Annotated in this window: 21 protein-coding genes; 9 read left to right on the forward strand and 12 right to left on the reverse strand. The window is 73.1% G+C overall.

The annotated features are described in order from the left end of the window. Window positions 1-62: 62 nt before the first annotated feature. From ACIBBF_RS19875 to ACIBBF_RS19895, 5 genes are all read right to left on the reverse strand, one after another. On the reverse strand, window positions 63-806 hold the full coding sequence (locus tag ACIBBF_RS19875; RefSeq protein ID WP_397416710.1) for a Maf family protein: 744 nt from the start codon (window positions 804-806) through the stop codon (window positions 63-65). A 105-nt stretch (window positions 807-911) separates the two neighbouring features. Continuing rightward, on the reverse strand, window positions 912-2,612 hold the full coding sequence (locus tag ACIBBF_RS19880) for a DUF885 domain-containing protein (RefSeq protein WP_397416713.1): 1,701 nt from the start codon (window positions 2,610-2,612) through the stop codon (window positions 912-914). 48 nt (window positions 2,613-2,660) lie between these two features. Next, entirely contained in the window at window positions 2,661-2,900 is a 240-nt protein-coding gene (locus tag ACIBBF_RS19885) for an acyl-CoA carboxylase epsilon subunit (protein ID WP_397416715.1), read from the reverse strand. Further along, a complete protein-coding gene (locus tag ACIBBF_RS19890) occupies window positions 2,897-3,418 on the reverse strand; it encodes a hypothetical protein (protein WP_397416717.1) in 522 nt (173 codons plus the stop codon). Before ACIBBF_RS19890 ends, ACIBBF_RS19885 begins: the two co-directional genes overlap by 4 nt. Window positions 3,419-3,452: 34 nt before the next feature. Continuing rightward, window positions 3,453-5,051 carry an acyl-CoA carboxylase subunit beta gene (locus tag ACIBBF_RS19895; protein WP_397416720.1) on the reverse strand — a complete coding sequence of 533 codons (1,599 nt, stop codon included), beginning with the start codon at window positions 5,049-5,051 and terminating at the stop codon, window positions 3,453-3,455. 119 nt (window positions 5,052-5,170) lie between these two features. On the opposite strand from ACIBBF_RS19895, the gene ACIBBF_RS19900 reads away from it, so the two are divergent. The 3 genes from ACIBBF_RS19900 (at window position 5,171) to ACIBBF_RS19910 (ending at window position 7,643) form a co-directional block, all read left to right on the forward strand. Then, window positions 5,171-6,043 (forward strand): biotin--[acetyl-CoA-carboxylase] ligase, encoded by an 873-nt coding sequence (locus ACIBBF_RS19900; RefSeq protein WP_397416723.1) that lies wholly within the window; start codon window positions 5,171-5,173, stop codon window positions 6,041-6,043. Between the two features lie 175 nt (window positions 6,044-6,218). Continuing rightward, on the forward strand, window positions 6,219-6,515 hold the full coding sequence (locus tag ACIBBF_RS19905; RefSeq protein ID WP_397416726.1) for a hypothetical protein: 297 nt from the start codon (window positions 6,219-6,221) through the stop codon (window positions 6,513-6,515). Between the two features lie 60 nt (window positions 6,516-6,575). Next, window positions 6,576-7,643 carry an adenylate/guanylate cyclase domain-containing protein gene (locus tag ACIBBF_RS19910; protein ID WP_397416729.1) on the forward strand — a complete coding sequence of 356 codons (1,068 nt, stop codon included), beginning with the start codon at window positions 6,576-6,578 and terminating at the stop codon, window positions 7,641-7,643. Between the two features lie 93 nt (window positions 7,644-7,736). On the opposite strand, the gene ACIBBF_RS19915 is transcribed toward ACIBBF_RS19910, so the two are convergent. From ACIBBF_RS19915 to ACIBBF_RS19925, 3 genes are all read right to left on the reverse strand, one after another. Further along, entirely contained in the window at window positions 7,737-8,525 is a 789-nt protein-coding gene (locus tag ACIBBF_RS19915; RefSeq protein ID WP_397416732.1) for a crotonase/enoyl-CoA hydratase family protein, read from the reverse strand. Between the two features lie 42 nt (window positions 8,526-8,567). Beyond that, a complete protein-coding gene (locus tag ACIBBF_RS19920; protein ID WP_397416735.1) occupies window positions 8,568-10,283 on the reverse strand; it encodes a lysyl oxidase family protein in 1,716 nt (571 codons plus the stop codon). A 117-nt stretch (window positions 10,284-10,400) separates the two neighbouring features. Then, window positions 10,401-12,515 carry an acyltransferase family protein gene (locus ACIBBF_RS19925; RefSeq protein WP_397416738.1) on the reverse strand — a complete coding sequence of 705 codons (2,115 nt, stop codon included), beginning with the start codon at window positions 12,513-12,515 and terminating at the stop codon, window positions 10,401-10,403. Window positions 12,516-12,769: 254 nt separating this feature from the next. On the opposite strand from ACIBBF_RS19925, the gene ACIBBF_RS19930 reads away from it, so the two are divergent. Further along, the gene (locus ACIBBF_RS19930) at window positions 12,770-13,444 is read left to right on the forward strand and encodes an HAD family hydrolase (protein WP_397416741.1); all 675 of its coding nucleotides are present in this window, start codon (window positions 12,770-12,772) and stop codon (window positions 13,442-13,444) included. A gap of 45 nt (window positions 13,445-13,489) precedes the next feature. Here ACIBBF_RS19930 and ACIBBF_RS19935 read toward each other — a convergent pair whose 3' ends face one another. Then, window positions 13,490-14,245: an SOS response-associated peptidase gene (locus tag ACIBBF_RS19935; RefSeq protein WP_397416744.1), complete on the reverse strand. Its 756-nt coding sequence runs from the start codon at window positions 14,243-14,245 to the stop codon at window positions 13,490-13,492. A 135-nt stretch (window positions 14,246-14,380) separates the two neighbouring features. Here ACIBBF_RS19935 and ACIBBF_RS19940 point away from each other — a divergent pair, with 135 nt between their 5' ends. The 4 genes from ACIBBF_RS19940 (at window position 14,381) to ACIBBF_RS19955 (ending at window position 20,749) form a co-directional block, all read left to right on the forward strand. Further along, on the forward strand, window positions 14,381-15,637 hold the full coding sequence (locus ACIBBF_RS19940) for a multidrug effflux MFS transporter (RefSeq protein WP_397416747.1): 1,257 nt from the start codon (window positions 14,381-14,383) through the stop codon (window positions 15,635-15,637). A gap of 64 nt (window positions 15,638-15,701) precedes the next feature. Beyond that, window positions 15,702-17,942 (forward strand): esterase-like activity of phytase family protein, encoded by a 2,241-nt coding sequence (locus tag ACIBBF_RS19945; RefSeq protein ID WP_397416750.1) that lies wholly within the window; start codon window positions 15,702-15,704, stop codon window positions 17,940-17,942. A 53-nt stretch (window positions 17,943-17,995) separates the two neighbouring features. Then, window positions 17,996-19,216, forward strand: a complete 1,221-nt coding sequence (locus tag ACIBBF_RS19950) for an LCP family protein (protein WP_397416753.1) — start codon at window positions 17,996-17,998, stop codon at window positions 19,214-19,216. Window positions 19,217-19,429: 213 nt separating this feature from the next. After that, window positions 19,430-20,749, forward strand: a complete 1,320-nt coding sequence (locus ACIBBF_RS19955; RefSeq protein ID WP_397416755.1) for an LCP family protein — start codon at window positions 19,430-19,432, stop codon at window positions 20,747-20,749. Window positions 20,750-20,753: 4 nt separating this feature from the next. Here the strand turns inward: ACIBBF_RS19955 and ACIBBF_RS19960 are convergent, their stop codons facing one another. After that, a complete protein-coding gene (locus tag ACIBBF_RS19960) occupies window positions 20,754-21,359 on the reverse strand; it encodes a LysE/ArgO family amino acid transporter (protein WP_397416758.1) in 606 nt (201 codons plus the stop codon). A gap of 97 nt (window positions 21,360-21,456) precedes the next feature. Continuing rightward, window positions 21,457-22,365, reverse strand: coding sequence for a LysR family transcriptional regulator ArgP (locus ACIBBF_RS19965; protein ID WP_397416760.1), 909 nt, complete (start codon window positions 22,363-22,365; stop codon window positions 21,457-21,459). A gap of 91 nt (window positions 22,366-22,456) precedes the next feature. Here ACIBBF_RS19965 and ACIBBF_RS19970 point away from each other — a divergent pair, with 91 nt between their 5' ends. Continuing rightward, entirely contained in the window at window positions 22,457-23,080 is a 624-nt protein-coding gene (locus ACIBBF_RS19970; protein WP_397416763.1) for a LysE/ArgO family amino acid transporter, read from the forward strand. A gap of 88 nt (window positions 23,081-23,168) precedes the next feature. On the opposite strand, the gene ACIBBF_RS19975 is transcribed toward ACIBBF_RS19970, so the two are convergent. Next, window positions 23,169-24,452 (reverse strand): aminotransferase class I/II-fold pyridoxal phosphate-dependent enzyme, encoded by a 1,284-nt coding sequence (locus ACIBBF_RS19975; RefSeq protein WP_397416765.1) that lies wholly within the window; start codon window positions 24,450-24,452, stop codon window positions 23,169-23,171. Between the last annotated feature and the right edge of the window lie 160 nt (window positions 24,453-24,612).

Below are 24,612 nucleotides of genomic sequence, written 5' to 3' on the forward strand. Positions count from 1 at the left end.
ACGCGGGAGTAGTGGCGGAATGACGCCTCGGAGTGCCACCAAGCCCGCGCTCATCGTCGCGGTCACGCGTCGCGGAGAGTGCGCCACGGGATGTTCAGGTCCGCCAGGAGCTCGCGGAGGAGGGGGAGGCTGATGCCGACCACGCCGTGGTGGTCGCCCTCGATGCGTTCGACGTACGGGCCGCCGAGGCCGTCGATGGTGAAGGCGCCGGCCACGTACAGCGGCTCCTCGGTGGCGACGTAGGCGTCGATCTCGTCGTCGTCGATGTCGGCGAACCAGACGGTGGTGGAGCTCGTCGAGCCGATGGTGCCGCCCGTGCCGCCGGCGGCGTCGTCGCGCAGGTCCACCACCCAGTGGCCCGTGTGCAGCACGCCCTTGGTGCCGCGCATGGCGCGCCAGCGCTCGCGGGCGGTGGCGGCGTCGGCCGGCTTGCCCACGATCGTGCCGCCGATCTCCAGCATGGAGTCGCAGCCCACCACGATGACGTCGCTCAGGTCCTGGGCGAGCGCCGTCACGGGCCCGCCGTCGCCGGCGTCCGGCCCGCCGTCGTCGCTGTCCGGCCCGCCGTCCGGCCCCGCGGCGGCGTCGTCCCGGGCCTCCTCGAGCCGGGACGCCACCTCCTCGGCCTTGGCCTGCGCCAGGACCAGCACGGCGTCGGCGGGGTCGAGCTCGCCGAAGCGGTCGGCGGCGTCGGCGAGGACCTTGTCCTCGTCCACGCCGGACACCACGACGTCAGGGGTGACTCCGGCGGACCGCAGCGTGGCGAGTCGGGCGGGAGACTGGGAGGCGAGGACCAGGCGTGGCACCGCGCAACAGTAACGAGAATCCCGGCCGGCGAGACAGGGAAATGACGGATCCGGCGGAAGTGACCCCGGTCACTCCCGCCGGATCCGGCGCGCGCGGGACGGGCGTCAGGCCAGCGCTTCCTGCAGCGTGTCCAGCCCCACCGACCCGAGGTTCAGCGCCCGGGCGTGGAACGACTTGGCGTCGAACTGCTCGCCGCGACCGGCGGCGGCCGCGCGGGCCTCGTCCCGCGTCTGCTCCCAGAGGCGCTGCCCCACCTTGTACGACGGCGCCTGCCCCGGCCAGCCCAGGTACCGGTTGAACTCGAAGCGCACGAACTGCTCCGGCATGTTCACGTTGGCCAGGAGGAAGGGCCAGCCCTTCTCGGCGGTCCAGGTGCCACCGCCCCACTGCTCGGGGGCGGGCAGGCCGAGGTGCACGCCGATGTCGAAGACGACGCGGGCCGCGCGCAGGCGCTGGGCGTCGAGCATGCCGAGGCGGTCGCCGGGGTCGTCCATGTAGCCGAGGTCGGCCATGAGGCGCTCGGCGTAGAGGGCCCAGCCCTCGCCGTGGCCCGACACCCAGCAGGCGAGCCGGCGCCAGGTGTTGAGCGTGTCGCGGGCGAACACGGCCTGACCGCACTGCAGGTGGTGGCCGGGCACGCCCTCGTGGAAGACGGTGGTCTTCTCCCGCCAGGTGTTGAACTCCGTGACACCCTCGGGCACGGCCCACCACATGCGGCCCGGTCGGGACCAGTCGTCGCTCGGCGGGGTGTAGTAGATGCCGCCCGACTGCGTCGGCGCGATCATGCACTCCAGGTCCAGCACCGGCTCCGGAACGTCGAAGTGCGTGCCGTTCAGCGCCGTGATCGCGGCGTCGGACGTCTCCTGCATCCAGGACCTGAGGGCGTCGGTGCCCAGCAGCTTGCGGGAGGGGTCGGCGTCGAGCACGGCCACGGCCTCCTCGACCGTCGCACCCGGACCGGCGATCTGCGCGGCGACCTGCTCCTGCTCGGCGACGATGCGGGCGAGCTCCTCGACGCCCCACCGGTAGGTCTCGTCGAGGTCCACCGTCGCGCCCAGGAAGTAGCGCGAGAACAGGGTGTAGCGGTCGCGGCCCACGGCGTCGGCCTCCGGGGCCTGCGGCGCGAGGTCGCGCTCCAGGAAGTCCGCGAGCCTGCCGTACGCCTCCCGGGCGGCGGTGGCGCCGTGCTCCAGCTCCTTGCGGACCAGGCTGCACGCGGCCGAGTCGTCCAGCACGGCGTCGACGGCGGCGCCGCGCGTGAACGACGTGAAGAACGAGTCCGTGCCGGCCAGCTCGCGGGCCTGGTCGACGCACTCGCGCACCTGGCGGATCGCCGCGACGTTGCCCTGCGCGGCGGCCGCGGTGAGCGACTCGATGTAGCCCTCGACCGCGGTCGGCAGGCCGTTCAGGCGGGAGGCGATGTTCTCCCACGCCTCGACCGAGTCGGTGGCCATGATGTCGAAGACGTCGCGGAGCTGCTGCACCGGGGACTCGATGTTGTTGAGGTTGCGCAGGCCCTCGCCCGCCTCGTGCAGCTCCAGGTCGAGTCCTACGCGCTCGCGCATCGCGGAGAGCGTCACGCGGTCGACGTCGTCCGCGGGCTCGAGGCCGTCGAGCTGCGTCAGCACCTCCCGCCCGGCCTGCGCGACGGCGTCGTGGCCGGCCGGCGACAGGTCACCGATCTCGTGGTCGTGGCCGGGCAGGCCCCACGCCGTCGCGGACAGCGGGGAGAGCTCGGTGAGCCGGGTGACGTAGGCGTCGGCGACGGCGTCGATCGCCGTGGGGGTGCGCGTGGGGGAGGTCATGAGGGGGAGCCTACGGCCGGAGCCCTCGGCGGACCCGTGGTTTTCGGGTCAGGACCGCAGGCTCCACCGCCACGCGTCGGCGTTGTGCCGCCCGGCGCGCCCGCCGAAGTTCTTGGCGGTGGCGGCGCCGTTCCCGCGCAGCACCCGGGCCCGGTTGGTCCACTCGTCCAGCGGCGCGGCGTCCTCGGGCTCCGGGCCGGCGGCCGCCACGGCCGCGAGGCCCGCGACCAGGGCCGCCACCTCGACGTCGTCGAGCTGACCGCGCACCACGCGTACCTGGGGGCTCACTCGTCGTCCTCCTCGTAGAAGCCGAAGCCGGGGGCCTCGCCGCGCGAGGCCGCCCACTCGGCGATCTCGTAGCCGCCGTCGGTCAGGTGCGTCGCCACGGACTCGCCGGCCGCGTCGAGCAGGTCCAGCACGCCGTCCAGGGACGCGTCCCCGCCCCGCGAGCCGACGACGAAACCCAGGTAGAACGACTCGGCGCCCTCCACCTCGGGCTCCTCGACGTCCACGGCCTCGTCGTCCGGACCCGGCTCCCACACCGAGGACGTGAGGTCCGGGTGCATGCCGAGCGAGCCGTGCAGCACGTCGAAGAGCGCCGCGTTCAGGTGCCCCACCTTCGACTCCAGGGCCAGCACGCGCGGGTCCTCGTCCGCCTCCGCGGCACCGAACTCGGCGCGGACGCCCACGGCCGTCCCCACGTAGTCGTGCAGGGCCGCGGCCAGTGCGTCGACCGCCCGGTGCATCGGCTCCGCGTCGACGCGGCCCATCGGCGCCGGGCCGTGGGTGGCGTCCTCGTGACTCATCTGGTTCCTCTCCGGTGCAAGGTCTTCCCGCCGGTCAGAGCGGGATGTTGCCGTGCTTCTTCGGAGGAAGCGTAGATCGCTTGGTGCGCAGCGCGCGCAGGGCACGCACGACCTGGACCCGGGTCTCGGACGGGCGGATCACCGCGTCGACGTAGCCGCGCTCGGCGGCGTCCCACGGGTTGACGATGGCATCCTCGTACTCGGCGGTGAGCCGCGCGCGCTCCGCCTCGACGTCGCCGCCTGCCTCCTGGACCGCCTTCAGCGCGCCGCGCTGCAGGATGTTCACGGCGCCGCTCGCGCCCATCACGGCGATCTGCGCGGTGGGCCACGCCAGGTTCACGTCGGCGCCGAGCTGCTTGGAGCCCATGACGATGTACGCGCCGCCGTACGCCTTGCGCGTGATGATCGTGACCAGCGGCACGGTGGCCTCGGCGTACGCGTAGATCAGCTTGGCGCCGCGGCGGATGATGCCCTGGTGCTCCTGGCCCACGCCGGGCAGGAAGCCCGGCACGTCCACGAAGGTCAGCACCGGGATGTTGAACGCGTCGCAGGTGCGCACGAACCGGGCGGCCTTCTCGGCGGCGTCGATGTCGAGCGTGCCCGCCATGGACTGCGGCTGGTTGGCGATGATGCCGACCGACTGGCCCTCCACGTGCCCGAACCCGATCAGCACGTTCGTGGCGAACATCGGCTGGACCTCCAGGAACGACTCCGGGTCCAGCACGGCCTCCACGGCCTCGCGCATGTCGTAGGGCTGGTTGTCGCTGTCCGGGATCAGCTCGTCGAGGGCCTCGTCCTCGGGCGTGACCTCCAGGACCGTGTCGTCCTCGGGCGGGAAGGCCGGGGCGTCCGACAGGTTGTTCTGCGGCAGGTAGCTCACCAGGTGGCGCACGTAGTCGAGCGCGTCGTCCTCGTCCTGGCCCATGTAGTGCGCCACGCCCGACTTCGAGTTGTGCGTGCGGGCGCCGCCCAGGGTCTCGAAGTCGACGTCCTCGCCCGTCACCGTGCGGATCACGTCCGGGCCGGTGATGAACATGTTCGACGTCTGGTCGGCCATGACGATGAAGTCGGTCAGGGCGGGGGAGTACACCGCGCCGCCCGCGCTCGGGCCGAGGATCAGGGAGATCTGCGGGATCACGCCCGACGCCGCGACGTTGCGCCGGAACATCTCCGCGAACTGCGTCAGGGCCGCGACACCCTCCTGGATGCGCGCGCCGCCGCCGTCGCTGATGCCGATGAGCGGCACGCCGGTGCGCAGTGCGAGGTCCTGCACCTTGGTGATCTTCTGGCCGTGCACCTCACCGAGGCTGCCGCCGAAGACCGTGAAGTCCTGCGAGTAGACGCACACCTGCCGGCCGTCGATCGTGCCGTACCCGGTCACGACGCCGTCGCCCGCGATCCGCTTCTTGTCCAGGCCGAAGTTGCGGCTGCGGTGCTTGGCCAGCGCGTCCAGCTCGGTGAAGCTGCCCTCGTCGAGCAGCGCCTCGATGCGTTCCCTGGCGGTTTTCTTGCCCCGCTTGTGCTGCTTCTCGCGGGCCGTCTCCTCCGGGACGTCGATCGCCGCGGCCCGGCGGGCGTCGAGGTCGTCGAGCTTGGCGCGCGTTCCGGCGAGGGTGGTGATGGCGTCGTTCACACCCCGAGCCTAGTTGTCGGATGCCTCCGGCTCGATGCGTGAGGGTCCAGCGGGTCGCGCGCAGCTCTTGTGGGTTTCCTCCAAGGGCCGGGCCGTCCCGAAGGGGAGAGGATGGACAGGTGCACCAGTCCCTGTACCTCGACCGGCTCACCGTTCCCGGCTTCGCCCGGGTCGAGGTGGTCGAGACCTCGCCCTCCACCAACGCCGAGCTCGTCGCCGCGGTCCGCGCCGACCCGGCCGCCTGGCCCGCGCCCTCGGCGCTGATCGCGGAGGAGCAGACCGCGGGCCGGGGCCGAGCGGGTCGCTCCTGGCAGACGCCGCCGCGCGCCGGGCTCACCGTGTCGCTGCTGCTGCGTCCCCGCGTCCCGGCCGAGGCCATGGGCTGGCTCCCGCTCCTGGCGGGCCTCGCGGTGGTCCGCACGGTGTCCGACGGCGGCATCACCGCCGCCGTGAAGTGGCCCAACGACGTGCTGCTGCCGGCCGTGGACACCGTGGCCGGCCTGGGCCTGTACCGGAAGGTCGCGGGGATCCTCGCCGAGGTGGTGCCCGGGACGACAGGCCCCGGGTCACCGGCCGCCGGCGAGACCGGCTCGCCCGGGGCCGGCGAGGCGCCCGCCGTCGTGCTCGGGATCGGGCTCAACGTGTCGCAGTCCGCCGACGAGCTGCCGGTACCGACGGCGACGTCGCTGGCGCTCGCGGGCCACCCGCGGCCCGACCGCACGGACGTGCTGGTGCGGATGCTCGGCGAGGTGCACGCCGTGGTGCGGCGGTGGGAGCAGGCGGGCGGCGACGCCGCGGCGGCCGGGCTGCTGGACGAGTACGCGGCGGTGTCCGCCACGCTGGGCACCCGGGTCCGGGCCGAGCTCGCCGGCGGCGCGGGGGTGCTGGAGGGTGAGGCCGTGGGCCTCGACGGCACGGGCGCGCTGGTGCTGCGGCTGGAGTCGGGCGAGGAGCGCGCGGTGACCGCGGGCGACGTCTGGCACCTGCGCTGAACCGGCGGACGCCCGCCGGGCGGCGTCCGGCCTGACCCCGCGCAGGCGCCGGGTGAACTGCCCGGGATGCCGGGGTGAACTGCGCGCAATTCTCTGCCGAATGCTCGGTGGCCTGCGGTAATGTCCGCCACAGGCACGGCACGAACGGGCGGCGCGCGACGGTCAGGAGATGCCGATGGACGCAGGTCGAGCCACGGTGGGCGTGGCCAAGGCCGTCGTGTGCGCCGCGGCGGTCGTCACCGTCTACCTGATCAGCACCGTCCGTCTGGACCGGGGTCTCGTGCAGAGCGAGGGGACGCCGACGGCGGGCCTGATCGCGGCCGTCGTCGCGTGGCTCCTGGTGGTCTGGGTGCTGCTCTACCGGGACGACGGCGTGCGCGGCGTGCACCTGAGCCTGTGGAACGTGGTGGCCGTGGTCGGCATGCTGCTGGTGCTCACGGGGATCCCCCTCGTGCTGACGCTCTGGGGCTGACCGGGCCGGTCCGTGCGGATGCATGCGGTTGCATGCGGTGTCCCCGCCTACAGTGGTGACGTGCTCCACAACTCCGAGACCCCTCCCGCCCACCACGACGCCACGGGCGCCGACACCGCGGCGCGCCTCGACGAGACGCTGCTCGGCGGCGCCCGCCGGTACACGCTGTCGCAGGTGGTGGAGCTCACCGGGCTCGACAAGCAGTTCGTCACCCGGTACTGGCGCTGGATTGGCCTGCCGGTCACGCACCCGACGGAGACCTGGTTCACCGACGCCGACGTGGACGCGCTCAAGGACGCGGCCGCGCTGTTCGAGGCCGAGCAGATGGACGAGCGGGCCCAGATGACCTTCGTCCGGTCCGTCGGCCACACCGCCGACCGGCTGGCGCTCTGGCAGGTCGAGGCGCTGGTGGAGCATCTCGCCCGCCGGTACGACCTGGACGAGACCTCGGCCCGGCTGCTCGCGCTGGACCGGCTGCCCGAGATGACCGAGACGCTGCTGGGCCAGCTCGAGCACGCGTGGCGCCGTCAGCTCGCCGCGCTGACCGGGCGCATGGCCATCGAGTTCGCCGGGTCCCGCAGCGACGCCCGCAACGACAGCCACCAGCTCCCGCTGGTCCGGGCGGTCGGGTTCGCGGACATCGTGTCGTTCACCAAGCGCACGGCGGGCCTCGGCTCCGAGGAGCTCGCGGAGTTCGTGCAGCGGTTCGAGGCGGGCGCGCGCGACGTCATCGTCAACGCGGGCGGGCGCGTGGTGAAGACCATCGGCGACGCGGTGCTCTTCGTGACCGACGATCTGGAGACCGGCGCCGAGGTGGCCCTCGGGCTCGCGGAGACGTCGGGCGAGGCGCTCGGGACGGCGGCGCCCGGCGATCCCGAGATCCCCGTCCGCGTCGGGCTGGTCTGGGGCCGGGTGCTGTCCCGGTTCGGCGACATCTTCGGGCCGACCGTCAACCTCGCGTCGCGCCTCACCGAGCAGGCCGACCCGTCCACGGTGCTGGTCGACAAGGACACCGCGGCCAAGCTCGCCGCGACCTCGCGCTACGCGCTCACGGCGCAGCCGGTCCGCGACGTGCCGGGCATCGGCCCGCTGTCGCCCGTCCGGCTGCAGCGCGCCTACCAGGGCTGACGCCGCGCCGCCGCGCGGCAGCCGGAGGCTGCGGCCGCCGCGGCCCGGCCGTGACGCACCGGTACCCGTACGCCGCGGCCCGGCGCCGACGGGCTACCGCGCGGGCCGGCCGAGCGCCCGCAGCGCGCCCGGGAGCAGCCGGAGCTGCGCCCGTCGCTCGGCCGCAAAGGTCCGCCGGTCGCCCGACGACCACCGCCGGTCGAGCAGGCGCTTGGCGGCCGCCACCGCCTCGGGGCGGTGCGCGGCGATCCGGCCGGCCAGCGCGAACGCCTCCTCGCGCGGCGTGTCCGTGACGGTCCCCGCGAGGCCGAGCCGGGCGGCGTCCGCCCCGGTCACCTCCTCGGCGGTGAGGGTCAGCCGCTTGGCGGTCTCGATGCCCACCAGCTGGGTCAGTGCGCGGATCCCCGTCATGTCGGGCACCAGGCCGCGCTCCACCTCCTTGACCGACCAGCGGGCGTCGGGCGTGGTCAGGCGCAGGTCGGCGGCCAGGGCGATCTGCACGCCCGCGCCGATCACGTGGCCGTGCACGGCGGCGACCACCGGGACCGGCAGGCGGCGCCACGCCCAGCAGGCCTCCTGGAACAGGTTGGTGCCGCGCGGCGTCGGCACGAACGCGCGCGCCACGGCCGCCGGGTGGCGGGCGGCGGCCCCGAGGTCGAGGCCCGCGCAGAACGCCCGGCCGTTGCCCGAGAGGACGACGGCGCGCAGCCCGGGCTCCCGCCGCAGCCGGTGGGCCGTCGCCCGCAGCTCACGGAGCATGTCGAGGGACAGCGCGTTGAGCTTGTCGGGGCGGTCCAGGCGCACGTCGGCGATCCCGTCCGAGACGCTGCAGGTGATGCGGCTCCCGGAGGGGATCGCCGACGGCGCGGTGCTGGCGTTCATGGAGCGCAGCCTATGCAGTACGCCCACGCCGCGGGCCTGCGGCTACTGGTCCTCCTCCGGCACCTCGGTGTCGACCCCCTGGTAGGGCGGCACCTGCACGGTGCGCGCGCCGGGCCGGCCACCCAGCACGACGGTCCGCAGGCTCACGTTGTTGGACCGGGTCCGCTCGTGCAGGGTGCCGTTCGGGTTGGCGGTGATCCGGATGCGGTAGGTGCCGTTGGGCACGCCGGTCAGCTCGAACGCCTGCGTCTGGGTCTGGTTGTACGTGTCGCCCCACCCGACGGGCAGCACCTCGCGCAGCCAGAGGGCGGACCGGTCGCCGCAGGTGCTGTCGAGGCCCGTGGCCTCCGGGCGCCAGGCCGCGCCGGGCACCGAGAGGTCGACGGGGTCGGTGGGCGCCAGGCACCAGGACTGCTTGCCGCTCGTGGTCACCAGCCGGCCGTTCGGCCGCACGAGCTCGTAGCTCGCGAAGTCCAGGAAGTGCCAGTGGTCGTGCTCCGGGGCGTCGTGGTACTTCATCGACCCGGTCCGTGTGCTGCCGACCTCCTTGCCGTCCCGGTAGAAGAACTGGTAAGCGTCCATGACCTCGGCCGCGCCCCGGCGGTAGCCCTCGACGACCAGGGGAGCGGGGCCGGCGTTCCACTCGTTCGCGTTGAAGGTGAGCCGGTCGGTGCCGGCCTCGTCGACCTCGGTGCCGATCTGCCACGCCGGTGCCGACACGAGGTCCGGGAGCGTGTCCCGCGCGGGCCGCCGCGACGACGGCGCCGTACCCGCCTGGCCGAGCGCCGGGTGGTCCCCGTGCTGCTGGCCGCCGTCGCGGAGCGTGAAGAGGTTGACGCGGTGCCCGGCACCCGGGCCGGCGTCCGGGCCGGCGCCGTGCGTGCCGTGCGCGCCGCCCTGCGCGCGCAGCGCCTGCGCCCGGTCGGTGCGGGCGTCGTCGGCCTGGGTGCTGAAGCCCTCGGCGGGCTCGCCGAGGAGCTGGTCGGCCACCTCACCGCACTCGAAGAGCTCGCACTCGTCCTCCACGGTGACCTTCTGCCGCAGCGTGCGGTTCCCGGCGGGGATGCCGAGGAACTCCGCCACCGGCTTGCTGATGCTCATGGTCAGGACGAGGTCCTTCCGGGTGGTCTGCACCTCGAAGTACCCGTCGATCCGGGCCGCCCACCCCTGCTCGACGCCGGACACCGTGGAGCGCGTGAACCAGTTCCCACCGCAGAACTCCGGGTAGACCGGCTCGGTGCGGCCGGTCGGCTGGACACGCTGGCGCTCCGAGCCGCCGAGGCACAGGGTGCGCGTCTCCTTGGCCAGCACCGTGCCCTGGGCCGTCGCCACCTGCACGCTGAGCCCCTTGCGGAAGCCGTCGAGGCCGTCGACGATCGAGGCGGGTGCCGTCGTCGTGGTGCGCTTCCTGCCCCGGATCACCGTCTTCGTGAGCGTCACCGGGCCGGACGGCCGGGCCCGCTCGGCCCGGAACTCGTAGCCCTCGTCGTAGGCGGCGAGCCAGGCGGGCGAGTCCAGGTACACGTAACCGTCGTAGGCGTACGCGGTCACGGTCTCGGCGGCGGGCGCGATCCGCAGGCCGCGCGGGGTCGCCGGCCGGGCCGACGTCGCGGTCGTCGTGGCGGTCGCGGACGGCGTCGCCGCGGAGGCAGCGAGGACGTCGGCGGCCGCTCCCTCCCCGAGCAGGCCGAGCGCCAGCGTGGCCGCGACACCCATCGTGAGCAGGCGTGGTGCCGGACGTGTGGTGCGGGTGGTCATGTATCCCCCAGGTGGGTGCGGACGGAGACCTGTCACGTCAAGGGACGGCCGGTACCGCCGGAACGTTGTCGGCTCCGCGCCACTTCACCCACGACGTCGCCGGTCTCACCCGTTCGTTCAGGGGAACCGGGCAGGGATCGCCTCCGCGAGGTAGGGCTGGAGGGTCTGGGCGAACGTGTCGGTGAGGTGGCCACGGTCGCGGTAGACGAGCACGTTGCCCACCACCTGGTGGCACGTGCGGGCATCGCAGTAGAAGTCGGTGAAGTCGATCACCGTCGCGTGCGGCGCGTGCTCGGCGGCGGTGTCCACGAGCCCCCGGCGGACCATGGCCTTCTGGCGGTCGACCGCGCACCGCTCGGGGTGCTCGTAGTTCTCCGCGACGCAGGCCTGCGACTTCTCCTTGGCCTCGGGCACGTCCTTCACCACGTAGACGCTGGCGCCCAGCTCGTGCAGGTCGTTCCACAGGTCGGCGAGGCCCTTCACGCCGGGAGCCATGCCCGTGTCGGTGTCCCGGAAGGGGTTGCGGCCCAGGAAGGAGGTGATCACCGCGTCCGGCTCGACCTGGCGGAGCTGCTCCATCGTCTCGGCGTTCTTCGCGGCGCACGCGTCCGCCTTGTAGGCGCGCTGCTCGTAGGAGAACGGGCACGAGTTGTGGAAGAACCCGAGGAGCCGCCAGCCCCGCTCCTCCGCGAGGTTCGCCAGCGGCGTGCTGAGCATCCGGATGTGCGAGTCACCCACCATGGCGACGACCACGTCCGACGTCGGGTCGCCGTACTCGCAGACCTCGCTGGTCTCCGTGCTCAGGTCGGACTCGCAGGGTGTGGTCTCCGCGATCTCCAGGTCGGTCACCGCCGTGACCGGGTTGGGCCGGATGGCGACCGTGCCGTCCACGAACACGTCGAGGGTGCCGTCGGCGGCGGCGTGCGCGCCGTGGACGCGGCCGGCCCCGGGCGAGACGTCGATCTGCGCGGCGAGGTCGTCCCAGTCGTGCTCGACCGCCGCCGTACGGGTCACCGGGACCAGCGCGAGCGCGCAGACCACGGCCATCGACGTCGCGGCGAGGCCGAGCGAGCGGCCGTCGTGCTCCCGCAGCCACGCGGTGGAACGCAGGGGCTGCTCGACGAGCGTGTAGCTGGCGCCGGCCGCGACGAGCATCAGGCCCAGCAGCCCGAGGCTCTCCAGGCGGGTGGGCGTGCCGCCGGCGTACTCGGTGAACCAGACGATCACGGGGAAGTGCCACAGGTAGAGCGAGTACGACACGTTGCCGAGCCACTGGACCGGCCGGCGGTCGACGAACCACGTGAGGGACCCGGCGCCCGACGTGCGCCCGGCGGCGATCACCGCCATGGTGCCGAGCACGGGCAGGAGTGCCGCGGTCCCCGGGAAGGGGGTCGCGGCGGTCAGGGTCGCGGCGCCCACGCCGATCGCGCCGAACCCGGCCAGGGCGAGCACCGAGCGCGCCAGCCGGAAGCGCTCCGTCCAGCGCAGCGTCACGGCGAGGAGGCCGCCCGCGCCCAGCTCCCACAGCCGGGTGGCGGTGGAGAAGTAGGCCGCCGGGTCCTCGGCCCCGACCGACACGAGGTTCCAGGCGAACGATGCGGCGACGAGCACACCGAACGCGACCAGCAGCGCCGTCGTCAGGGTGCGCGGGCCGCGCCCCGCGCGACGAGCCACCACGGCGGCTCCGAGCACGACCAGCGGCCACAGGATGTAGAACTGCTCCTCCACGGCCAGCGACCAGAAGTGCTGGAAGGGGGTGGCGGCGGTGTCGGAGGCGAGGTAGTCGACCGCGTTGCCGACCAACGCCCAGTTCTGCACGTAGAGCACCGACGCGAGGCCCTGACGACCCACCTCGGCCAGGTCCGTCACCGGCAGCAGCAGCGGTGCGCTCACCAGCACCACGGCCACGACGAGGAGACTGGCGGGCAGGATGCGCCGTGCACGGTTGGCCCAGAAATGACCCAGCCGGAGCCGGCCCGTCGCGCGGACCTCGCGGAGCATGTGGCCCGTGATCAGGAAGCCGGAGATGACGAAGAAGACGTCGACGCCGATGTACCCGCCGGGAAGCACGTCCGGCCGCAGGTGGTAGACCACGACCAGGGCGACGGCCAGGGCCCGCAGCGCCTGCACCTCCGGGAGAAAACGCCGGGTGGCCCGGGACTTCTGCGCCGGGGGCTGTCCCGGGGCGGGCTCGGCGGGCGTCGGGGCAGGGGTGAGCGTGGCGGTGGTCATGGCTCCGGAGCGGTGAGGACGGCACCGGCGCACTGCGCCCGGGCCGTGGAGGCAGCGACTGTCGGCACCGAAACTAGTGCGCGGAAGACCGCTTACAACCCGGCCCGAGGGTGATAAACGCGAGCGGGCCGAACGCCGGGGTGAAGCTCTGACCAGGCGTGGGATGTCACCCGGGTGAATCCTCGGATCCGCCGTCCGCTGGGTGCCCTGGGCGCTCGCGGCGTCGCGCCAGGTGCGTGTGACACGATGCGGGCGTGCTGAAAGCCGTTCTCTTCGATCTCGACGACACGCTCGTGGACCAGGAGGGCGCCTCGCGGGCGGCGCTCCTGGACTGGTTGCCCGAGCTGGGCCTGGACCTCGACGACCCGGAGGAACAGGTCGCCGCGTGGCATGCCGTGTCGGAGGAGGTCTACGCGCGGTACCAGCGCCGGGAGATCACGTTCCTGGAGCAGCGGCGGTCCCGCGTGCGGGAGTTCCTCGGCGCGGACACCACGGACGACGAGGCCGACGAGCTGTTCTCCGGTTACCTCACCCGGTACGAGCGCGCCTGGAGGGCGTTCGACGACGCAGTCCCCGCTCTGCGGACGGTGCGGGACGCCGGGCTCGTCGTCGCACTGCTCACCAACGGCGACGCCACCCACCAGCGCCGCAAGCTGGACCGGACCGGGCTGGCGGAGCACCTCGACGTCGTCGTCGCGTCCGACGACCTGCCCGCAGGGAAGCCGGACCCGCGGGCCTACGCCGCGACCTGCGAGATTCTCGGCCTCGCGCCGGGTGACGTGCTGATGGTCGGCAACGACGTCGAGAAGGACTTCCAGGGCGCGCTCGATGCGGGGCTGGGCGCGGTGCTGCTCGACCGTGCGGACCGGCACCCGGAGGTGGCGGACCGGATCAGGGGGCTGGGCGAGCTGTCGTTGGGTGGCGGCTGAGCCGGAACACCCGCTCGTCGCCGGCACAGCGAATCCGGGCTCGGATCACAGCAGTACCGGCTCCGGGTCCCGCGGTTCAGGATCCGGCTCGATCAGCTCCGGCCCGTCGTTCTGCACCGACCCCACGGCGTCCCTGACCGGGCGTGTCGTGAGTGCCGTGCCGTCGATGCCCAGCAGGTCTGACGCGTCGCCGACGGACGGGTCCAGCCACTCGTCCCAGGCGTTCGGCGGGAGCACGAGCGGCATGCGGTCGTGGATCGCGGACATCGCCTCGGACGCCGGCCGGGTCACCACCGTGGTCGAGACCAGCCAGCGGTCCGGATCGGTCTCGCTCGCGGCCGGGTTGCGCCAGAACTCGTACAGACCCGCGAACGCCGCGACCCCGGGACCGGCCGGGTGGATCCAGTACGGCTGCTTCGGCACCTTCTTCGACCCGGCGGCGGGCAGGCCGAGCTTGCGCCACTCGTAGTACCCGTCGGCCAGCACGAGGCAGCGCCGCGCCTTGAACGGCTTGGCGAAGGCCGGCTTGTCGAGCAGCGTCTCGGAACGGGCGTTGATCATGCGGGCGCCCACGCCCGGGTCCTTGGCCCAGGACGGCACGAGCCCCCAGCGTGCCACGCGCATCGACCGGGTGACCTGGGCCGAGTCGCGGGCCGCACGTTCCACGACGATGCGCGCCGGGTCGGTGGGCGCCACGTTCCACGACGGCGGCAGGAGCCGGGCGTCGTCGGCCAGCTCGGCGATGGCGAGCTCGTCGGCGAGGTCCTGGCTCTGGGTGAAGGAGGCGAAGCGTCCGCACATGGGACCAGCATGCCCCGAGCCACTGACACCCGCGGGCCGCCGGCGCACCCCCGGAGACCGAGATCACGTGCCCCGAGCATGCTTCCGGCGAGATTGCCCTTCTCACTGTCGTATCGATTCGATAGCATCGGACCCATGCCATCCACCGCGCCGTCGGGCGTCTCCCCAGCCGTGCCCGCACGCGGGCCGTCGTCCCGGTCGACCGTCAAGTGGGTCCTCATGCTCGGGGCGCTCTCCGCCCTGCCCGCCTTCACCGTCGACATGTACCTGCCCGCCCTGCCGCAGGTGGCCGTGGACCTCGGTTCGACCGAGGCGCTGGCCCAGCTCACCGTGTCGTGCATGCTGATCGGCGGCGGCGTCGGGCAGCTCGTCATCGGGCCGCTGTCCGACCGGTTCGGGCGCCGCGCCCCGCTCCTGGTGGGCCTCGCGCTGCACGTCGTCATCTCGTTGCTGTGCGCCGTCGTGACCAGCATGCCGCTGCTGATCGGCCTGCGGCTCGCGCAGGGGTTCTTCAACGCGGCCGCCGGTGTGGCCTCCGTGGCCGTGGTGCGGGACCGGTTCGTGGGTGCGGAGGCTGCCCGGATCCTGTCGCGGCTCATGCTCGTGATCGGCGTGGCGCCCATGTTCGCGCCCACGCTCGGGTCCTTCGTGCTGGCGCACGGCACCTGGCGCTGGGTGTTCGTGGTGCTCGCCGCGATGGGTGCCGCGCTCGTCCTCGTGGTGCTCCTGAAGATGCCCGAGACGCATCCGCCGCGCCGGCGGCTGACGGGCGGCGTCCGCTCCGTCGCGGGCGGGTACGGGCGGCTCCTGCGGGACCGGCACTTCCTGGCCCTGGCCGTGATCCCCGGCCTCGGGTTCGGCGTGCTGATGAGCTACGTGGTGGCCTCGCCCATCATCTTCCAGCAGGAGTTCGGGCTCAGCGAGGGCCAGTTCGCGCTGCTGTTCGCCGTCAACGGCGTGGGTCTGGTGCTGTCCGCGCAGGTCAACGCGGCTCTGGTGCGCAAGGTCGCGCCGGTGCGCCTGCTCCGGTTCGGCGTGGTCGCCCAGGCGGTGCTCGTGGTCGTGCTCCTGGTCGTCGTGCTGACCGGCGCGGGCGGGCTGATCGGCCTGCTGGTGGCGCTGTGGTGCGTGCTCGCGTTCCAGGGCCTGGTCCCGGCGAACGCGTCCGCCATGGCGCTGTCGCGGCACGGCGAGATCGCCGGCACCGCGGCGGCGATGATCGGCGCCATCCAGTCGCTGGTCGCGGGCACGGTGAGCTCGCTCGGCGGGTTCCTCGGCGGGGACGCCACGGCGATGGCCCTGGTGATGCTCGCGGCCGTGACCCTCGCGATCGGCGTCCTGGCCGTGGCGACGCCGGCCTTCCGGCGCGGCGGCTGGCACATGCCGGTCTGAGAGTTCACCTGGCGGTAGCACCGGATTCACCGGGACTTTCGGTGCTACCACTTGGCTCACCGGCATGAGCACACCCCTGCGTACCCGCGTCACGCGCGCGGTGGCCGCCGCCGCGGCCGCGTCGATGCTGCTTCCGGCGGCCGTCGCCGTCGCCGGACCGCGGCCCGGTCCCGAGCACCACGGCGGCACCTACCTGGCCGCGAGCCTCGCGGGCCGGGCCACGCTGTCCGCCGACTTCCTGGCCGACGGCCCGCCCTCGGGCGCCGCCGCTAGCCCCGCCAACGGGCGCCAGGGCCCCTGGGACGGCCAGGTGATCCCCGGCTTCTCGGCCATGGTCGACAACGAGGACGGCACCTTCTGGGCCCAGCCCGACAACGGCTTCGGCGCCAAGGGCAACTCCGCGGACTTCCTGCTCCGCAGCTACCTCGTGCGCCCGCACTGGGACACCGACCGCCGTGGCTCGGGCGACGGCTCGATCGAGGTGCTGGACCACGTCCAGTACAACGACCGCAACCACGTGCTCGACTTCGAGATCGTCCACGAGGACACCACCGACCGGCCTCTCACGGGTGCCGACTTCGACATCGAGTCCCTCGTGCGCGGCGCCGACGGCACCTTCTGGGTGGGCGAGGAGTTCGGCCCGTTCCTGCTGCACTTCGCCGCCGACGGCACGCTGCTGGAGGCCCCGTACGAGTTCCCCGACGGCAGGTCGCCCGGCAACCCTTACCTGGAGCCCGGCGAGCAGCCCAACGTCGGCAGCAGCCGTGGCTTCGAGGCCATGGCGGGCATCGGCCGCTACCTCTACCCCGTGGTGGAGGGCGCCCTGGCCGACGACGCCGACCCGCGCCGCCGCTGGATCTACCAGTTCGACACCCGCAAGGGCGGGTACACGGGCAAGCGCTGGGCGTACCAGACCGACCAGGTCGCCAACGTCATCGGCGACGCCTTCGCCACGGGCCGCGACTCGATGCTGCTCGTCGAGCGCGACGACTTCGAGGGTGACCAGGCGGTCACCAAGCGGGTCTACGAGATCGACCTGAGCGAGCGGGACCGCGACGGGTACGTGCGCAAGGAGCTCGTCGTCGACGCCCTGCGCATCGACAACCCCCGCGGCATCGACGCCGGGGAGGGCTACGGCCTCGGCGACACCTTCAGCCTGCCGGTGCAGTCCTTCGAGACCGTGCTGTTCGTCGACCAGGACACGCTGCTGATCGGCAACGACAACAACTACCCGGGCAACGACGCGCGCGTCACCGGCACCCCGGACGACACCGAGATGGCCCTGGTGGACCTCCGGAGGAAGCGCGCGACCGACGACGGCGTGACCGTCGTCGGGCACCGCGGGGCGTCCGGGTACCGGCCGGAGCACACGCTGGCCGCCTACGAGACGGCCATCAACCAGTGCGCGGACTACATCGAGCCCGACGTCGTCTCCACGAAGGACGGCGTGCTGGTCGCCCGGCACGAGAACGAGATCAGCGGCACGACCGACGTCGCCGCGCACCCCGAGTTCGCCGGCCGCCGCACCACCAAGACGATCGACGGCACCGCGATCACCGGCTGGTTCACCGAGGACTTCACGCTCGCCGAGCTGCGCACCCTGCGCGCCAAGGAGCGCCTGCCCCAGGCCCGGCCGCAGAACACGGCGTTCGACGGCCTGTACCTCGTCCCGACCCTCGACGAGGTGCTCGACCTGGCCCGCAACAGCCGCACCTGCGACGGCGCGCCCGTCGGCGTCTACCCGGAGACCAAGCACCCCACCTACTTCGACTCGGTGGGCCTGTCCCTGGAGGAGCCGCTCGTGGCCGAGCTGCGCCGCAACGGCTTCGACCGTGCCGACGCCCCGGTGATCGTCCAGTCCTTCGAGGTCGGCAACCTGCAGGATCTCGACGACATGACGGACGTCCGCCTCGGCCAGCTCATCAGCAGCAGCGGCGCACCCTACGACTTCGTGGCCGACGGCGACCCGCGCACCTACGCGGACCTGGTCACCCGCCAGGGCCTGCGCGAGGTCGCCCGCTACGCGGACGGCATCGGGGCGGAGAAGAACGTGCTGATCCCGCGCGCCGCCGACGGCACCCTGGCCGAGCCGACCAGCGTCATCCGTGACGCGCACCGGGCGGGCCTCGACGTGCACACGTGGACGTTCCGGCGCGAGAACCAGTTCCTGCCGGCGGAGTTCCGCTCGTCGTCCGACCCGAACGGGATCGGCGACCTCGTGGGCGAGATCCGCGTCTTCATGGACGCCGGGCTCGACGGGTTCTTCTCGGACAACCCGGACCTGGGTGCCGCCGCCGTCAGGTGATCCCCGGGTGACTTAACAGGCCCCGTGCCGGGGTACGTGCCTATGCTCCGCATGTGCCCCGGCACCTCCGTCACCAGCGCAGTCATCGCGTCGCGCGTGCCGCGGCGCTCGTCGTCGTCGGTGCGCTCGCGTTCGTGGTCGCCGGCGGAGCCGCCGCCTACCTCGACTTCAAGCAGCAGATCGGCGTCAGCGACGTCTCCGGTCTGGTCAAGGGCCCCACGCCGTCGGCGGACCCCGACGACCCGTTCACCGGACGCAGCCTCAACATCCTGGTCATGGGCACCGACCTGCGCGGCGGCGAGAACACGGAGATCGCGGGCGAGGGCGACGGCGGTATGCGGTCGGACACCACCATGCTCGTGCACGTGTCGGGCGACCGGTCTCGCATCGAGGTGGTCTCCATCCCGCGCGACTCGCTGGTCGACATCCCCTCCTGCGCCCTGCCCGACGGCACCGAGTCCGGCGCCGGCTACGGCATGTTCAACAGCGCCTTCACGATCGGTGGCGGCGCCACCGAGGACCTCACCTACGCTGCCGCCTGCACCATCTCCACGGTGCAGACCCTGACGGGCGTGCCGGTCACCAACCACATGGTGGTCCAGATGGACGGCGTGGTCGACGTCGTCGACGCGCTCGGCGGGGTGCGCATGTGCCTGCCCGAGCCGCTCGTCCAGGACCCGGCGTACGGCCGGTTCGAGCTGCCCGCCGGTGAGCAGACCCTGGACGGGCGCCAGGCCATCGGGTACCTCAGGGCCCGTCACGGCGAGGGCCTCGGGCTGGAGCAGGGCAGCGACCTCACGCGGATCGAGCGCCAGCAGGCGTTCGTCGACGCGCTGGTGCGCCAGGTGCTGGCGCAGAACGTCGTGACCGACTCGCCGCGGCTGTACCGCACCATCGAGGCGATCCTCGGCGCCGTCTCCGCGGACCCCGGGCTGGTGGACCCCGCGGCGCTCGCCGGCCTGGCCTTCAGCATCCGGGACATCGAGCCGGCCCGGATCGTGTTCACCGAGCTGCCTGTCGTGGCCGCACCGAGCGATGCCAACCGGGTGGTCTGGACGCAGGACGCGGCGGCGATCTGGGAACGCATCGCCGCCGACGACCCGCCGCCGGGGCACGAGACGCCGTCGCCGTCGCCGTCCGCGCGGGGCGCCGGGAGCGAACCCTCCGGCGGTGCGGGTCCGGACGGCGGTCCGGGAACCGGCGAGCCGACGCCGTCGCGCACGCCCTCCGCGTCGCCGTCGCCCTCCCTGCTGCCGGGCGTCTGCGCGAGCTGACGGCCGGTTGCCGGGGCGAACCTGAGGCCCCGTGTCCCCGGGCATGGCCTGGACGAGACCTGGGAGCGGCAGGACTTATTTACACGATTGTTGCACCGAGGCTCTAGTCTCCGGTGCGTGGCGAGTGACTTCTGGACGGCGGTCCGACCTGTCGGCGAGGTGCTGCGGGGGGTTCCGCGGCATGCTCGACGGGGCGAACGGCAGCCCCGTCACGTGCGGAGCTGGCGCAAGACGCTCGTGTTCCGCAGCGTCACGATGAGCGTCGTCGGCGTGATGGCCTTCGGCTCGGCGGCGGTCGCGACGGCGTACCACAACGCCATCTCCCAGATCGAGGTCCAGGACCTGGACGGCCTCGTGGCGGAACAGGTCAAGCCCAAGGACCCGTCCGACCCGTTCAAGGGCACCCCGGTCAACCTGCTCCTCATGGGCACCGACATCCGCGACGGGTCGAACGCCGACATCGGCGGCACCGTCAGCGGCATGCGCTCCGACACGACGATGCTCGTGCACATCTCGGCGGACCGGGAGTGGATCGAGATCGTGTCGCTGCCCCGTGACACCTTCGTGGACATCCCGTCCTGCCAGCTACCCGACGGCAGCCAGACCCAGCCCTACCGGGACAAGTTCAACGCGTCGTTCGAGGTGGGCAGCGGCGACACGTCGCTCAAGCACGCCGCGGCGTGCACCATCAACACCGTCAACGCGATCACCGGCGTCACCGTGACCAACCACGCGGTGGTCAAGATGAACGGCGTGATCGACGTGGTCGACGCCATCGGCGGCGTGAAGATGTGCCTGCCCGAGGCGCTGCACGGCGATCCCCGGTCGGCGCGCATCGACCTGCCCGCGGGGGAGAACCGGCTCGACGGCAAGACGGCCATCCAGTTCCTCCGGGTGCGCAAGGGCACGGGGATGGGGCTCGAGCTGGGCAGCGACCTCACGCGCATCGAGCGGCAGCAGTCGTTCATCAACGCGACGCTGCGACAGATCCTGTCGGCCGAGACGCTCGCCGACCCGACGAAGACCTTCCGCCTGATCAACGCGGCGCTCGGCTCACTGAGCGCCGACCCCGACATCGCCGACCCCGGCAAGGTCGCGGGCCTCGCGTGGTCGCTGCGGGAGATCGAGAAGCGCAACATCATCATGACGAAGGTCCCCGTGTACGACACGGAGGAGGGCGGCGTCGGCGGGCTGGGCTGGTCCCCGGAGGCCGCGGAGATCTTCGCGCGCATGGCCGCGGACCAGCCCCCGGAGCAGGTCGTGCTGCCCGACGCCGAACCGTCCGCGGCGCCCAGCGCGAGCGGCGGCGCCGGGGCGGACGCGGGTGCGCAGGCCGGTGGCGACTCCGGGACCGAGGAGGGCGACGCCGGGGCGGAGCCGGAGGCAGACGACCCGGTCGAGTCCACCGACTCCGGCGACACCGGCGAGACCGCCGGGGCCGACGACGCCGGGGCGGGTACCGGCACGGAGCAGCCGGCGACGCCGAAGCCCAGCCCGAGCCCGGAGGTCCTGCTGGACGGCGTCTGCGCCTGACCGGTCAGGCGCCGAGGATCAGCGACGCCGCCACCAGCACCATCGTGACCGCCACGACGCTGTCCAGCACGCGCCATGCGCCCGGCTTCTCCAGGAGCGGGGCGAGGTACCGCGCCCCGTAGCCGAGCGCGACGAACCACAGGGTGCTCGCGACGCAGGCGCCGAGGCCGAACCACCAGCGGTCGTCGCCGTGCGTGGCGGCGAGCCCGCCCACGAGGACCACGGTGTCGAGGTACACGTGCGGGTTGAGCCAGGTCAGGGCCAGCGTGGTCGCGGCCGCGGCGCCGACGGTGCGGTTCGTGGCGCTGTGCCGGCCCATCACCACGCGCTGGCCCTTGATCGCGCGGTGGCCCGCCATGGCGCCGTAGACCAGCACGACGACGGCGCCCGCCCACCGCGCGATCTCGACGACGAGGGGCGCGCTCTGGATCAGCGTGCCCAGGCCGCCGACCCCGGCCGAGATGAGCACGAAGTCGCTCACCGCGCAGATGCCGGCGACCAGCCCCACGTGCTCCCGGCGCAGTCCCTGGCGGAGGACGAAGATGTTCTGCGCACCCACTGCGACGATGAGCGACAGGCCGAAGGCCATGCCGGCAAGCGCGGAAAGCATGCCTGAACCGTAGGAAGTCGGACAGCGGATGTCCGGTTCATGATTCGGAAGTGCGCAACGACTGAATCGGGGTTAATGATGGGGGTACGTCCATATTTCACGCAGGGAGTAGTTCTCGGGTTGCTTCTTTTCGCAGCGCGGCGGTCACCCGGTCGAGCACCGTCGAACGCAGCTTCCACTGCTGCAGGTGCAGCGGGATGTCGAGCACGGCGTCGGGCTCCAGGGGCGTGATGCCGCCGTCGCTGCCGTCGTCGGGGAGCCCGCCGAGGACCGGGCGGTCCAGCAGCATGCCCCAGCCCAGACCGAGGCGGATGGTCTCCTCGTACTCGACGGTGCTGGGCACGTGGTGGCGCGGCGGCCGGGCCGACGGCGCCGTGGCGCGCAGGTAGGTGTCCTGCAGGTCGTCGGTCCGGTCGAAGACCACGACCGGCGCGGCGTCGAGGGCCTCCGGCGTCGGGCCCTGGGGGAACCAGCGGCGTGCGAACGCGCGCGTGCACGCCGGGCGGTAGCGCATGACGCCCAGCGGTGTGCTGCGGCAGCCCTGCACCTGGGCGGTCTGCGAGGTGACGGCCGCCATCACCACGCCCTCGCGGAGCAGGTCGGCGGTGCGGCTGTCGTCGGCGCGGTGCAGGTCGAAGGTGACGCCGTCGACCTGGGCCAGCGCGGGTAGGACCCAGGTGGCCAGCGAGTCGGCGCTGACCGCCAGGGGCACCGTGACGAACGCGCCGTCGTGGACCGGGGTCTCGTCGTCGGCTCCCAGCTCCGCGGCCACCTCCGCGCCGAGCAGCTCGGTCTGTCGCGCGAGCCGCAGGAGCGCCTGTCCGGACGCCGTGGCCACCACGGGCCGGGCGCGCCGCACCAGCACGCTGCCCGCCGCGTTCTCCAGGGCGCGGATGCGCTGGCTGACGGCCGACGGCGTGACGTGCAGGGCGCGGGCCGCGGCGTCGAACGAGCCCTCGGCGACCACGGCGGCCAGCGCCTCGAGCTGGCGGGAGTCCCATCGCATGCCCCCAGTGTCGCCCACCTTCAGTTCTGCTCAGGCTGCTGCAGAAACATGAACTGGTCTTCAGTGGCCGGCCCTGCCTAGCGTGGTCGGCATGCTTCCCCTGCTCGCCGGACTCGGGTTCGGACTCTCGCTCATCGTCGCCATCGGTGCCCAGAACGCCTTCGTGCTGCGCCAGGGGCTGCGCCGCGAGCACGTGGGGGTCGTGGCGGCGATCTGCGCGGCCTCCGACGCGGTCCTGTACGCCGCCGGGGGAGCCGGGTTCGGGCCGCTCGTCGAGCGGTGGCCCGACGCCGTGGTGGTGCTGAGCTGGCTGGGCTCCGCCGTCGTGCTCGGCTACGGCGCCCTGGCGGCCCGCCGGGCGATCAAGGGCGACACGACGCTCGCCGCCGCCGAGGACGGCGCCCTGGGGGACAGCCCCGGCCGGCGCCTCAGGCCGGTGGTGCTCACGACGCTCGCGCTGACCTGGCTGAACCCGCACGTGTACCTCGACACGGTGGTGCTGCAGGGGTCGGTGGCGGCGTCGTACGGCGACGACCGGTGGTGGTTCACCGCGGGCGCGATGGTGTCCAGCGTCGCCTGGTTCACGGCGCTCGGCTACGGCGCCCGCCTGCTCGCGCCCGTGCTGCGCAGGCCGGGAGCGTGGCGGGTGCTGGACGGCGTGATCGCGCTGATCATGCTGGCCGTGGCGGTGACACTGGTCGTGGGCACGGTCTGACGTGGAGGGTCTGACGGGGACGGCCTGACGGGGCTGGTCCGGCCGGCGCCGGGCCACGTCCGGCCCGGTCTGGCCCGGTCCGGCCGGGTCACGCGCCGGGCAGGGACAGGCCGGCCAGGCGCGTCGCGGCCTCACGGAGGACCGCTTCCTGCTTGACGAAGGTGAATCTCACGTGGGACGCCAGGGCCTGTGCCGTCGGCGAGCCCGCGTGGCAGAACGCCGTCGCCGGGATGGCCACCACGCCCGCGAGCTCGGGCAGCCGCCGGCACAGGTCCACGCCGTCGCGCAGGCCGAGCCGGGGGAGCAGCCCGGCGGCATCCGCCATGACGAAGTACGTGCCCTCGGGGCGCGTGACGGTGAACCCGGCGGCCTCCAGGCCGGCGCAGAGCAGGTCCCGGCGGTCGGCGAGGGAGGCGGCCAGCTCGCGCGGGGTGTCGTCGTCGTCCAGGGCGCGGGCGACGGCGGGCTGGAACGGCGCGCCGGACGTGTACGTCAGGAACTGCTTGACCGTCCGCACCGCGGTGATCAGGTGGGCCGGCCCGTGCACCCAGCCGATCTTCCAGCCGGTGAACGAGAACGTCTTGCCCGAGGAGGAGATCGTCAGGGTCCGCCCGGCCATCCCGGGGAGGGTGGCCATCGGGACGTGCTCGGCGCCGAACGTGAGGTGCTCGTACACCTCGTCGGTCACCACGATCGCGTCCCGCTCCCGGGCCACGGCGGCGACGGCGGCCAGCTCGTCCCGCGTCAGCACGGCCCCGGTCGGGTTGTGCGGCGAGTTCAGCACGATCATCCGCAGCCTCGGGGTCGCCGCGGCCCGCAGCGCGTCCACGTCGAGGCGGAAGCCGTCCGGCCCGGGGACCAGCGGCGCGGTGACGTGCGTGGCACCCGACATGCCGATCGCCGCCGCGTGCGAGTCGTAGAACGGCTCCAGCGTCAGCACGTCGTCCCCCGCGCGCGTGAGCGCGAGGATCGAGGCCGTCAGGGCCTCCGTGGCGCCGGTGGTCACCAGCACCTCGGTGTCCGGGTCGACGTCGAGCCCGTAGTGCCGCTTCTGGTGCTCGGCCACCGCCCGGCGCAGCTCGGGCACGCCGTCGCCCGGCGCGTACTGGTTGCGGCCCTCCTGGATCGCCGCGATCGCCGCCTCCTTGACGTACCCGGGGCCGTCGACGTCGGGGAACCCCTGCCCGAGGTTGATCGCACCGGTACGCACGGCCAGCGCCGACATCTCGGCGAAGATCGTGACGGCGACGCCGCCGTCGTCGGCCAGCAGGCCGGCGGCGCTCGCGGTGTCCTGCCAGCGGTCCCGGCCCCGGTCCTGGCCCCGGTCCGGCGATCGGTCTGCTGATCGGCCCGGTGAATGGAGGGTGCTCATGGGGACGACGATAGCCACCACCGATCAACCCGGCGTTCATCTACGGCATCCCGGACAACCCGGCTGACCTGCGTTTTTGTGGACAAGTCTGTGGATGTGGTGGATAACTCCCCCTTCTGGGGAAAGTTATCCACAGGGTGCCCTGCGAAGGTGAACATTT

It is taken from the genome of Promicromonospora sp. NPDC050880, assembly GCF_044456525.1.
GTDB lineage: Bacteria > Actinomycetota > Actinomycetes > Actinomycetales > Cellulomonadaceae > Promicromonospora.